Consider the following 11,582-nt stretch of genomic DNA (forward strand, 5'->3'; position numbering starts at 1 on the left):
TAGCAGCGGCAGAAAAGCCCTGCACTCAATTAATCCATGCTCTGATATGAAGTATTTTATGATAAAAAATAGTTAACTGCCCACCAGCATGCCAGCCAAGAAAAATATTTATTAAATGATTATAATCACCTTAATTATTTAATCGCGGCGTAGCGGTTCGTTTTCTTATTCATTGCAACTTCTAATCTCAATTACCTTTTTTAATTCATGAAAAAACCTCAACTCCTTTTTCTGGCTGGCTGGCTTGGCCTCACCAGTTTGGCACAGTTGGCGCAGGCCCAAACCCTTGACCCCGGCTTCGCCCGCCCCACGCTGTATTCGCCCGGCTTCGTTTACTCGGCCCTGGAGCAGCCCGATGGCAGAAAAGTACTCACGGGCTCATTCGCGCGCGTTAGCGGCACCGCTACGTCGTCGGTCGTGCGGCTCAATGCCGATGGCACCATCGATGCCGCGTTTCAGCAGAACCTGGGTGCCACCAGCAACGTCTACCGTGTTGACCGGCAGAGCAACGGCCAGCTTTTACTGACCTCCTTCACCACCACCGCGACGCTGATGGCGGGGGGCATCTCGCGCAACACCATACTGCGCCTGAACGCCGACGGCACGGGCGATGCCACCTTCGACGCCGGGGCCGGCACCAACACGGCCTCCTCGGGCTCATCGGTCGACTTCAGCCTGCCGCTTCCCAACGGGCAGGTGCTGGCCACGGGTGGCTTCAACAGCTTCAATGGCACGCCCGCTAACAACATCGTGCGGCTGAATGCGACGGGCAGCATCGACGCCACCTTCAACCCCGGCACCGGTCCCGACGACTACATCGGCACCTCGGCCCTGCTGCCGAGCGGCAAGTACCTGATTGCGGGCTATTTCTCCTCTTATAATGGCGTGACCAACCCGGCCGTAGCACGCCTGAACGCGGATGGCAGCCCCGACCGCACGTTTGCATCGGCCCTGCCGACGGGGTCGTCGGTTGACAACTTCGCCGTGCAGCCCGATGGCCGGATTGTGGTGGCCGGCTACTTTCCCTATGCCACCGTCACGAACGGCTTGCTGCGGCTGAATGCCGATGGCAGCCTCGACAATACGTTCAATTCCAGCGCAACTCCGGGGAGTGCGGTGTATTCGTATTACGGCCACGGCATCGAAATTCAGCCAGATGGTAAAATTCTGACTGCCAAGCACGACGGCACCGCCAACCTGCCCATTGCGCGCCTCAACAGCAACGGCACCCCCGATGCTTCGTTTGCCCCGGCCATTAGCAGTTTCAATCTGTATTCGATGACGCTGCTGGCAAATGGCAAGGTACTGGCCGCCGGCCGCGGCAGCCAGTTTGGCAGCCGGCCCAACAATGGGCTGCTCCAACTGAACACCGACGGCACCTTGGACCCGTCTTTTCTGCCCTCGTTCCAGTCGGTTGGGGTGATTGGCAATGTGGTGCGCCAAGCCGACGGCAAGCTGATTGTCAGCGGCAATTTCAGTGAGGTGAGTGGGCAGCCGGTGAATTTGCTGGCTCGCTTCAACCCCGATGGCACGCTGGATGCTACCTACATCGGGGGGGCCACGCTGCTGAGCATGCCGCAGGATTTGGCCCTGCAAGCCGATGGCCGCCTGCTCGTGCTGTACTCCAACAGCGTGCAGCGCCTCCTGGTGAGCGGTGCCGCCGACAATTCGTTCGCGGGCAATTCGCTAAACTTTAGCAGCGCTACCGCAGACCGGCTTCTGGTGCAGCCCGACGGACGCATTCTGGTAGCGGGCCAGCCGCTGAACTCCAGCTACCCGGCCATTGTGCGCCTGCTGGCTGATGGTAGCCAGGACGGGTCCTTCAGCCCGGCCTTTGGCAGTGGAGTAGACCGCATGTCCGTCATCAGGACGCTTGCTTTGCAGGCCGATGGCCGCATTGTGGTAGCCGGCACGTTTGTCCCGGCCACGGGCACAAGCAGCAGCGTAGTTCGGCGACTGGACGCTGGCGGAGCTTTTGATGCCACTTATAGCAGCACCACCATCCTGTCGGGTATCGCGGCGGGCACTGTCAATAGCATTGCGCTGCAAGCCGATGGCAAGGCCGTGGTGGGCGGGCAGTTTTCCAACGTTGGGGCCAACGTGGCCCGCCTCACGACCACCGGCACCCTGGATGCCACGTTTGCGGGCCCCTCTTTTGCCAGCGGCTCGGTGTCGAAAGTGCTGATTCAGCCCAACGGCCGCATTCTGCTGGGCGGCCTTTTCACCTCGGTTTCGCTGCCCGCCAACCTGGCCCGGCTGTTGGCTACCGGCGCGGCCGATGCCAGCTTTGCTGCCACCGCCGTGCCTAGTAGCACCGTGCGGGCCCTGTTGGTGCAGCCCGATGGGTCCATCGTGGCCGGGGGCAACTTCATCACCGTGAACGGTCAGCCGGCGGGTGGCTTAGCGCGCATTATCGTGCCCAACGTGCTGGCCGCGCTGGCTTCGACTGCCGTGGCCGCTCGCACCGAGGCCTGGCCTGTGCCTGCCCACACCACCCTCACCGTGGCCCCCGACGCCAGTGCCCACCCCCAGGCCCTGGACCTAATCGACGGGCTCGGCCGCCTGGTGCGGCACCAGGAATTCAGCACTGCGGCTCCGGCCCAGTTGGCGCTTGAAAACCTACCGGTAGGCACTTACCTGCTGCGCGTGACCTATGCCGAAGGCGTGGTGACCCGCCGCGTGCAAGTGCAATAATCCAGCGCGACAACTTCAACCAAAAACGGACGGGCCCGCGGGGTTCGTCCTTTTTTTGTGGATGCCGCTTACTTTCCGGTCGTACTTTGGGCCATGCTCCTGCTGAATAACGCTCTGCTGCCCGTTGCCGCCCTGCCCCTGCCCAATCGTGGCCTGGCTTTCGGCGACGGCTTTTTTGAAACCCTGGTTTACCAGGCCGGCCGCCTGCGCCACGCGCCCGACCACCACGCCCGCATGCGCCGGGCCGCCGCCGCCCTCTACCTCAGCCTGCCCGAGCCGCTGGCCACCCCCGAAGAGCTGGAAACCACCCTGGCCGGCCTCGCGCGGGCCAACCACCTGCCCGCCGCCCGCCTGCGCCTGCAACTGTGGCGCGCCGGCGGCGGCCGCTATACGCCTACCACCGACACCGCCGAATGGCTGGCCACCGCCGAAGCCTTTGTGCCCGATGACGCGCCTGTTGCCCTCGCCGGTTTTGCACTGGAAACCCATTCCCTGCCCTCGCCGCTCAGCTTTTGCAAGGGGCCGCAGGCCTGGCTCTACGTACGGGCGGCCCACGAGCGGCAGCAGCGCGGGCTCGACGAAATCATCCTTTGCGATGCCGCCGGGCATGTGGCCGAAGCCGGCGCAGCCGCCATTTTCTGGGTGAAGAATGAGGTGCTGTTCACCCCCGCGCTCGAAACTGGCTGCGTGGCCGGTGTGCGCCGGGCACAAGTGCTGCGGTCGGCGCACGCGGCAGGCGTGCCGTGCCGGGAGGGACTTTTTGGACGGGAGGAGTTGCTGGCGGCCGACGCCGCTTTCACCGCCAATGTGGCGGCGGTGCGCATCATTCAGCGGATTGGCGACGCCATTTTCCCGCCCGATAATCCAGCCGTCATCCTTGCGCGAAGTTTCGCAAGGTGAAAAGAGGTTTCGCGAGGTTGACGTTTTATCACCTTTGCGAAACCTCTTTTCACCTTGTGAAACCTTGCGCGAAAGCCTTTTACTACACCGCCACCGGCGCTTTTATTGCGGGCCACGGTTCGTAATTCACCAACTCGAAATCTTCGTACTTAAAATCGAAAATATCCGTCACGGTCGGGTTGATGCGCATCTGCGGTAGCGCTTTTGGCTCGCGCTCCAGCTGCAGACGGGCCTGCTCGAGGTGGTTGCTGTAGAGGTGAGTGTCGCCGCCGGTCCAGATGAATTCGCCGGGCTGCAGGCCCGTCACCTGGGCCACCATGAGGGTGAGCAGGGCGTAGCTGGCAATGTTGAAGGGCACGCCCAGAAACACGTCGGCTGAGCGCTGGTAGAGCTGGCACGAAAGCTTGCCATCGGCCACGTAGAACTGGAACAGGGCGTGGCAGGGCTGCAGTTTCATGTCGGGCAGCTCGGCCACGTTCCAGGCCGACACGAGGATGCGGCGCGAGTCGGGCTGGGTTTTGAGCTGCTGAATAATTTGCGCAATCTGGTCGATGTGGCCGCCGTGGCCGTCGGGCCAGGAGCGCCACTGGTGGCCGTACACGGGGCCGAGGTCGCCGTTGGCATCGGCCCACTCGTCCCATATTTTCACGCCGTGCTCCTTGAGATAGGCAATGTTGGTGTCGCCCTTAAGAAACCACAGCAGCTCGTGGATGATGCTCTTCAAGTGCACCTTTTTGGTCGTCACCAGCGGGAAGCCCTCGGCCAGGTCGAACCGCATCTGCGGGCCGAAGATGGACACGGTGCCCGTGCCGGTGCGGTCGGTTTTCACGGTGCCGGTGTCGAGGATTTGGCGGAGCAGGGCTTGGTATTGGCGCATGGGAATGGGGACGAAAGCGGTGCCCGCAAAACTAAAGAAGGCTGCCTTAGCGGGCAGCCTTCTTTAGTTTTGAAAAAGGTAATAATCAACTAAACAGACACTTTCGTTTCATGTTTCTGCACGGCGGCCCGAATCCGAGAAGCCATACCATATAAGTCGTCTAGCGAGGTAATATCTACTCGCTCACCTCCTTCAACATCAAACAGCGTCACATACTTTTTGCTGCTGTTGAAATGAAGCCGGCAAATGGGCTTGCGATTATTGTCGTCCAATAAAATGCCACAATACGACTGCACATCCCGCATTACAACCCGATTCACCGGAACAGTTTTGCGCAGGATGGCCCGTACAATCATGAAGCCCTCCGTTTCTTCAACGGTTGTTTCAATATCTTTTTCCTTGCCGTCAGCATCACTGCCACTTATCAAATCGGGTACTGGTGCGGCTGGCACGTCATTCACTAACAAGCTCTGTCCGCTGGTATCAATCATTGCTGACCGCAAACGCGCAGCTATTTTATCATTCAGAAACTGATGAAACGAACGGTGCACCAGGATGCTGAATTGCTCTTTCAGTTTTGGCGTTAGTACTCCCTCATACACCTGCTTCGACACAAAATTTATAAAATCGGCCGATGGCTGGGTGAATTGCTCATCGAAGTATTTTTTGAAAGTCCGCATGTATTTGAGGTTATATGCGGCAAAAAGCATGTCCTCAATGTTGAAGCTGGCTTTGCTGAGTTTTTTGATTTCAGCAACGTCGTTTTCGTTGAAGCTGGCAAGGTCGAACTCCAGAAAAGGCCGCTCATCCATCTTATTGGCCTGTTCCAAATCAGTGAATAGCCGGTAGACAAGACCATTGGTCAGAACTGCAATTCGTGCCTCGGTTACGTGGAAGTACCGAAACAACTGGCTGGCGTGGTTGATATTGAGGTCGCTACCAACGTGTTTGCATTCTATCAGAATAATTGGCTTACCATCACGCATAATGGCATAGTCAATCTTTTCTCCCTTCTTCGTGCCAATATCACAAATAAATTCCGGCACCACTTCGGTTGGGTCGAAAACATTGTAACCCAACGCATTGATGAAGGGCATTACCAATGCTGTTTTAGTTGCTTCTTCCGTTTGAATGTGCGACAATTGCTTCTGAGCACGCGAAGCAAGGTTTGTAAGCTGGTCAATAAGCTCCATGAGAGAATTTTATGGGTAGACGATTGGGTAAACTTAAGAATTAATTGACGTAAAAAAAGCCGCCTCGTTTCCGAAGCGGCTTTTTGTTTTCTAGCAGCGAAGGCCGCTGCCCGAACGCATTATTTCACTGTGGCAACGGCCGGTTTCACGGCGGCGGTTTTGCCGCCTTTCATGCAGCACGAGCCACCGCCGGCCATGCCTTTGGTGCAGGTTTCTTTCTTGCCTTTCTGGCCGGGTTTGTCGTGGCCTTCGTGGGCGAAAGCAGTGCTGCCGGCGAAGGCAAACAGGGCGAGGGCAAGCAGGGTCTTTTTCATGAGGCAAAGAGGTTGGGGTGAAGGGAAAAACGAACTGCCAGCGGCATTCGCAGCCCTAAGATACACGCCGCAACCAAAGTTCCGCACCGCGGTGGCCCGCCTTATTTCAGCTTGGCTTCGAGCAGGGCCACCACGGCGGCGTTGCCGCTCTCTTTGGCCAGGGCCAGGGCATCTTTGCCGTCATCGTCTTTGGCGCGGGCATCGGCGCCGCTGGCCAGTAGCAGCGTCACCATGGCCACGTTGCCTTTGCTGGCGGCGGTCATCAGGGCCGTGGTTTTGAAGGCATCGACCTGGTTGACCTGGGCTTTGGCCTGCAACAGCAGCTTCACCAAATCGAGGCTGTTGGTGGTGGCGGCCGTGATGAGGTAAGTCGTGGCCGAACCGGGCACGATTTCGATGGGCGCGTTGGGGTCAGTTCCGGCTTTAAGCAGGGCTTCGGCCGCGGGCAGGTCGCTTTTCAGCACCGCTTTCTTCAGGCTTTGGGCGGGCGTGGGCGTTTGGGCCGGGGCCGTGGTAGCAAAACAAAACAGCGTAGCAACCAGCAATAATGCGCTCTTCATATCCTAATGCAGCAAATCTTTTCAAGGGAAATAATTCCACAAAGATGCGTCCGCCAAAGGCGCAAATCGTGCAAAAAAGGCCGCTGCTACAATAATTATAAGCCTTTGTCCGAAAAGTAATACTGGTGAGCAGCAGGGCCCGAACGTTGTGGGCGGTGGGTTGTTAGGGATTGGTAGCTGTCATCCTGAGCTTGCGAAGGACCTTATCACGTTTGTGCCAATGCGAACAGTGCAGCCGTAATAAGGTCCTTCGCAAGCTCAGGATGACAGTCGTTAATCTGCTTCCAATTCCCTAATGTCCCTTCGTCGTTCTGCCCACCTGGCCCTGCTGGTGCTGGGCCTGCTTTCCGCCCTCAGCGCATACTACGTGGCGCAGCTGCGGTTCAATTACAATTTCAACGATTTCTACCCCGCCGGCGACCCCGACTTGGACTACTACCAAGGCTACACCCGCCGCTTCGGCAACGACAACGACTACCTGCTGCTCGGCGTGGAAGCGCCCGCCGGCCAGACGGTTTTCGCGCCCGATTTCCTAGCCCGCGTCGACTCGCTGACGCGGCTGGCCCGGCGCGCGCCACACGTGGTGGCCGTCACCTCCCCTACCACCATCAGCAACCCCGTGGTGGAGGGGCTGGGATTTTTCAACCTGCCCTACCTGCACCCCGCCGAGCCCGCCCGGCGGGCGCAGGATTCGACCCTGATTTACCGCACGCCCGGCCTCGTGGGCAACGTGTTCAGCCCCGATGCGCGGGCCGTCACGCTGGTCATTCAAACCACGCCCGACCTAAAAAAACCGCCCGGCGACTCGCTGCTGGCCACGCTGCGCGGCGGTTTGGAACGGCTGAATGTTCCGGCGAAGGATTACCATTTTGCCGGGCGGGCGGTGGCGCAGTCGGTGTTTGTGGACCGGCTGCAATGGGAGCTGGCCGTGTTTATGAGTTTGTCGGTGCTGCTCGTCACGGGCTTGCTCTGGTTCACGTTCCGGACGTGGTGGGGGGTGGTGCTGCCGCTGGTGGTGGTGCTGGGGGCCATTTTGTGGGGCCTGGGCGTGATGGGCGCCAGCGGCATCAGCATCGATTTGATGACGGCCCTGCTGCCGGTGATGATGTTCGTGGTGGGCACTTCCGATACCGTGCACATCATCACGCGCTACGTGAGCGAGCTGGGCTACGGCGCCAGCAAAAAGGACGCGCTGCGCGTCACCCTCAAGGAGTCGGGCTTCGGCTCGGGGCTGTCGGCGCTTACCACCAGCCTGGGCTTTTTCACGCTGATGACCAGCACCATCCGGCCGATTTACAACTTTGGGCTGTTCACGGGCATTGCCGTGCTGCTGGCCTTCGTGCTCAGCTTCACGCTGCTACCGGCGCTGCTGCTGCTGCTCAAAAAGCCCCAGCTGCGGGTGCCGCGCCAGCAGGGCCACAGCTGGGACGGCGTGCTGGGCCGCCTGTTTCGGACTGTGCTGGTGCGGCGGCGGCTGATTTTCGTTGTGAGCGGGCTGGTGCTGGCGGCCTCCATCGGGCTGGCCACGCGGGTGCGCATCAATTCGGCCATGCTCGACGACCTATCAAAAAACGACCCTGTGCGGCTCGATTTTGCGTTTTTCGAGCGGCAGTTTGCCGGCGTGCGCCCCTTCGAGCTGGAGCTGAAACCCGGCGGCGGACGCGACATTTACGACCTGCAGGTGCTGCGCCAAACCGAGAAAATCGAAACCTACCTGCGCGACACCTACGGCCTGCGCTTCGCCGCCTCGCCCGTCACGCTGGTGAAATCGGTGCGCAAAGCCCTGAACGGCGGCGGCCTGACCGAGTACCGCCTGCCCGCCGACCCGACCGAGCTAGCCCGGCTGCGCTCCAAGCTCAAGCTCTTCCGCAAAAAGCCCGAATTCCGCGCCCTGGCTTTGCCCGATGGCAGCGCCGGCCGCCTCACCGGCCGCATGGCCGACGTGGGCAGCATCCGGGCCGACGCGCTGAACGAGGGCCTGCGCCGCTACCTGCGCACCAGCACCGACACCACCGTGCTGCGCACCCGCCTCACCGGCTCCAGCAACCTCATCGATAAAAACAACGAAAACCTCACGCTGAACATGATAACTGGCATGAGCATCGACATTGTGATGGTCACGCTCATTGTGCTGGCGCTGTTCCGGTCGCTGCGCATGACGGTGGTGGTGCTCATTCCCAACCTCGTGCCCATCCTCATCGTGGCCGGCGTGATGGGCCTGGCCGGCGTGAGCATGAAGGTGAGCACCAGCATCATCTTCACCATTGCTTTCGGCATCGCGGTTGATGATACCATTCACTTCATCAGCAAGCTGCGGCTCACGCTCGGCCACGAGCCCAACCTGTTTAAGGCCGTAAAGCATACTTACCTGCTGGCCGGCAAAGCCGTGATTGTAACCTCGCTGATTCTGGTGGGCGGCTTCTCCACGCTGCTGTTCTCGTCGTTCGATGGCACGTTCTACGTGGGCCTGCTCATTGGCCTCACGTTGCTGTTCGGCGTGGTGGCCGAACTAACGCTGCTGCCGCTGCTGATTTTATTTTTCTATAAGCACAAGCCGAAGGCCGTGGTGGCGCAGGAACTGGCCGTGCCGCAGGAGTAAAACGAAAATTCATGTTAACTTTGTATTTCAAAGTTCTTTTTCGACATGAGCTATTTCGTTGAACCCAACTCCATCGTGCGGCGCATCTGGGGCACTTCCGATACCGTGCTGTTCATCTTCGCCGGGGCGGCCGCCGAGTTTGCCCTCAACAAGGCTGTGGACTGGCTCTACTTCACCGGCCGCTTGCCCGCCGACCCGCTGGGCCGCCTGTTTTCGACGGTGGACTACGCCCGCCGCATCCTGTTTGCCGACCGCGCCGGGGCCGAAAAGGCCATTGATAGCATTGCCGCCATCCATGCCGCGGTCGAGGCCAAGCGCGGCCGCTCCATTCCGGCCTGGGCCTACCGCGACGTGCTGTTCATGCTCATCGGCTATTCCATTCGGGCGTTTGAGGTGCTGGAGCGGCCGCTGACGGAAGCCGAATGCGAGGAAATTACGGACGTATTTTGCCAGGTGGGCCGGCGCATGGGCATCCCCGATTTGCCCGATTCGTACGCGGCCTGGCAGGTGGCGCGGGCGCAGCACCTGGCCGCCAACACGGCCGCCAGCGCCCTCACCGCCGACCTGTACCGGCAATACCGCAAGCACCTGGGCGGGCCCCGCTACCAGCTGCTGCGGGCAGTGCAGGGGCTGGTGGTGCCCGCGCCGGTGCGCGCCCAATTGGGCCTGCCGGGCGGGGCGGCCGTGCGCCCGGCCGTGGTGGCGTACCGCGCCACCCGGCACCTGGCCCTAAGCCAGTGGGCCAAAAGCGCCATGCTGCCACGCGAATACCGGGATAGGATTCAGGCCCTGGATTTGACGCCGACGGCCTCCGCAACGCCCGGCGTTGCGGGGCGTCCTCCGCGCAGCTGTCCTTTCCATCGGGTGCCTGCCCAAGCGTAACCGGCCTGCTATGTTTCGGCTTCACAAAACCTATCTGCTGGCTGCCACCCTGCTCCTGCTGCTGGAAATATACATTGCCGGGGCAGTGCACGATGCCATTATCCGGCCGTATGCGGGCGATTTGCTGGCAGTCATTTTTCTATTCTGTTTCGCCAGCAGTTTCCTCACGGCCCCGCCCCGGCGGGTGCTGCTTGCCGTGCTGGGCATTGCCTACCTGCTCGAGGGTTTGCAATATGTGCACTTGCTGGCGCTTCTGGGGCTGGAGCATTCGCGCCTGGCGCGCCTCGTGCTCGGCAGCCGCTTTGCCTGGGGCGATATGCTGGCGTATAGCCTCGGGGCCGTGTTTTTGCTGGCAGTGGCGGCACTACACCGGCGCCTCCGGCCACCAGTAGCCTAGCGTTGGCCGCCAAGGGAGGCGGGGCAATTGGGAATTGAAGGGCCGCCTTCCGCCGCAGCGTAATTGCCACCTGATTTTAGCTGAGCACTGAGCGTTATTTCCTGCGGGCCACGCGAATTGTTTGGCCAAATAAAATTGTTGGGTGAGACAACACGGAGCAGCTGCCGAACCTTAGGCTTTCAGCGGCAGCCTTCGGGGAGCTGCCAGGCCCTATTTTTACCACAAAAACCACTGTATGAACTTTTCATTTATTGCCGGATTCCCACGTTTTCTCTTTCTGACTTTGTTTGCCGCGGCGACCTTGTTCACCACTGCCTGCAAGAAGGAAGAAGAGATGAAAGACTACACCACCATCGACGATGACATCATCACGAAGTATTTGTCGGCCAACAACATAACCACCGCGCAGAAGCAGGCTTCCGGCTTGTATTTTCTGCCCGTGCGCACCAATGCCAATGCGCCGAAAGTAGCGGTTGGCAGCAGCGTAGCCGTGCTTTTCACCGGGCACCTGCTCGATGCCGCGGGCACGGTGTTCGATGCCTCCTCGCAGCACAGCAATTTGCCGGTTGACTTCGTGGTGGGAGCGCGACAAGTCATTCCGGGTTTTGAGGAAGGAGTGTCGTTGATGCACGTGGGCGATAAAGCCGAGCTGCTGATTCCGTCGCAGCTGGCCTATGGTGCGACGGGCTCGCGCAACGGGGCCGTTGCGCCCAATTCCGTGGTTCGGTTCGAAGTTGAAGTACTTGATTTTAATGCCATCGATGAAGGGCTGATTCAAAAATACCTCACCGACAAAAGCATCACCACCGCTCAGAAACTAGCGACGGGGGTGTATTTCCTGCCGGTAACGACCAACGCCGCCGGGGTACGGGCCACGGCGGGCGCCACCGTTTCGGTGCTCTACACCGGCCACCTGCTCGACGCAACGGGCACGGTGTTCGACGCTTCTTCGCAGCACGGCAACACGCCGCTGAAGTTTGTGCTGGGCAACAAGCAGGTCATTCCCGGTTTCGAAGCCGGCGTGGCACTGATGCACAAAGGCGACAAAGCGGAAATCATCATCCCCTCGACCCAGGCCTACGCAGAGCGGTCGATTCCGCCAACCGTTCCCGCCCATGCGGTGCTGCGCTTCGAAGTAGAGCTGGTGGACGTGCAATAAGCCCAAT

At 60.1% G+C, this 11,582-nt stretch carries 10 protein-coding genes; 6 read left to right on the plus strand and 4 right to left on the minus strand.

Going from position 1 to position 11,582, the window contains the following annotated elements:
* The first annotated feature begins 207 nt into the window (after positions 1-207).
* Both MON38_RS09215 and MON38_RS09220 read left to right on the plus strand, forming a co-directional pair.
* Positions 208-2,694, plus strand: coding sequence for a T9SS type A sorting domain-containing protein (locus MON38_RS09215; protein ID WP_241935863.1), 2,487 nt, complete (start codon positions 208-210; stop codon positions 2,692-2,694).
* Positions 2,695-2,787: 93 nt separating this feature from the next.
* On the plus strand, positions 2,788-3,594 hold the full coding sequence (locus MON38_RS09220; RefSeq protein ID WP_241935864.1) for an aminotransferase class IV: 807 nt from the start codon (positions 2,788-2,790) through the stop codon (positions 3,592-3,594).
* A gap of 82 nt (positions 3,595-3,676) precedes the next feature.
* On the opposite strand, the gene MON38_RS09225 is transcribed toward MON38_RS09220, so the two are convergent.
* The 4 genes from MON38_RS09225 to MON38_RS09240 all read right to left on the minus strand — a co-directional run bounded on the left by MON38_RS09225 (position 3,677) and on the right by MON38_RS09240 (position 6,538).
* Positions 3,677-4,471, minus strand: coding sequence for a thymidylate synthase (locus tag MON38_RS09225; protein ID WP_241935865.1), 795 nt, complete (start codon positions 4,469-4,471; stop codon positions 3,677-3,679).
* Between the two features lie 89 nt (positions 4,472-4,560).
* A complete protein-coding gene (locus tag MON38_RS09230) occupies positions 4,561-5,664 on the minus strand; it encodes a type I restriction endonuclease (protein ID WP_241935866.1) in 1,104 nt (367 codons plus the stop codon).
* Between the two features lie 119 nt (positions 5,665-5,783).
* The gene (locus MON38_RS09235; RefSeq protein WP_241935867.1) at positions 5,784-5,978 is read right to left on the minus strand and encodes a hypothetical protein; all 195 of its coding nucleotides are present in this window, start codon (positions 5,976-5,978) and stop codon (positions 5,784-5,786) included.
* Between the two features lie 101 nt (positions 5,979-6,079).
* Positions 6,080-6,538 (minus strand): ankyrin repeat domain-containing protein, encoded by a 459-nt coding sequence (locus MON38_RS09240; RefSeq protein WP_241935868.1) that lies wholly within the window; start codon positions 6,536-6,538, stop codon positions 6,080-6,082.
* A 295-nt stretch (positions 6,539-6,833) separates the two neighbouring features.
* Between MON38_RS09240 and MON38_RS09245 the strand changes: the two genes are divergently transcribed.
* The 4 genes from MON38_RS09245 (at position 6,834) to MON38_RS09260 (ending at position 11,575) form a co-directional block, all read left to right on the plus strand.
* Positions 6,834-9,137, plus strand: a complete 2,304-nt coding sequence (locus MON38_RS09245; RefSeq protein ID WP_241935869.1) for an efflux RND transporter permease subunit — start codon at positions 6,834-6,836, stop codon at positions 9,135-9,137.
* Positions 9,138-9,182: 45 nt separating this feature from the next.
* Positions 9,183-10,019 (plus strand): oxygenase MpaB family protein, encoded by an 837-nt coding sequence (locus MON38_RS09250; RefSeq protein ID WP_241935870.1) that lies wholly within the window; start codon positions 9,183-9,185, stop codon positions 10,017-10,019.
* Positions 10,020-10,029: 10 nt separating this feature from the next.
* Positions 10,030-10,416, plus strand: a complete 387-nt coding sequence (locus MON38_RS09255) for a ribosomal maturation YjgA family protein (RefSeq protein ID WP_241935871.1) — start codon at positions 10,030-10,032, stop codon at positions 10,414-10,416.
* A gap of 301 nt (positions 10,417-10,717) precedes the next feature.
* Positions 10,718-11,575, plus strand: a complete 858-nt coding sequence (locus MON38_RS09260; protein WP_241935872.1) for an FKBP-type peptidyl-prolyl cis-trans isomerase — start codon at positions 10,718-10,720, stop codon at positions 11,573-11,575.
* The last annotated feature ends 7 nt before the right edge of the window (positions 11,576-11,582 follow it).

Source organism: Hymenobacter cyanobacteriorum (assembly GCF_022631375.1).
GTDB classification, from domain to species: domain Bacteria; phylum Bacteroidota; class Bacteroidia; order Cytophagales; family Hymenobacteraceae; genus Hymenobacter; species Hymenobacter cyanobacteriorum.

What these genes read in the sequence shown, in the direction of transcription:
- MON38_RS09250 (WP_241935870.1), top strand. Translation starts at nt 9,183, where the DNA reads ATGAGCTATTTCGTTGAACCCAACTCCATCGTGCGGCGCATCTGGGGC.
- MON38_RS09225 (WP_241935865.1), bottom strand. Translation starts at nt 4,471, where the DNA reads ATGCGCCAATACCAAGCCCTGCTCCGCCAAATCCTCGACACCGGCACC.
- MON38_RS09230 (WP_241935866.1), bottom strand. Translation starts at nt 5,664, where the DNA reads ATGGAGCTTATTGACCAGCTTACAAACCTTGCTTCGCGTGCTCAGAAG.
- MON38_RS09235 (WP_241935867.1), bottom strand. Translation starts at nt 5,978, where the DNA reads ATGAAAAAGACCCTGCTTGCCCTCGCCCTGTTTGCCTTCGCCGGCAGC.
- MON38_RS09255 (WP_241935871.1), top strand. Translation starts at nt 10,030, where the DNA reads ATGTTTCGGCTTCACAAAACCTATCTGCTGGCTGCCACCCTGCTCCTG.
- MON38_RS09220 (WP_241935864.1), top strand. Translation starts at nt 2,788, where the DNA reads ATGCTCCTGCTGAATAACGCTCTGCTGCCCGTTGCCGCCCTGCCCCTG.
- MON38_RS09215 (WP_241935863.1), top strand. Translation starts at nt 208, where the DNA reads ATGAAAAAACCTCAACTCCTTTTTCTGGCTGGCTGGCTTGGCCTCACC.
- MON38_RS09245 (WP_241935869.1), top strand. Translation starts at nt 6,834, where the DNA reads ATGTCCCTTCGTCGTTCTGCCCACCTGGCCCTGCTGGTGCTGGGCCTG.
- MON38_RS09240 (WP_241935868.1), bottom strand. Translation starts at nt 6,538, where the DNA reads ATGAAGAGCGCATTATTGCTGGTTGCTACGCTGTTTTGTTTTGCTACC.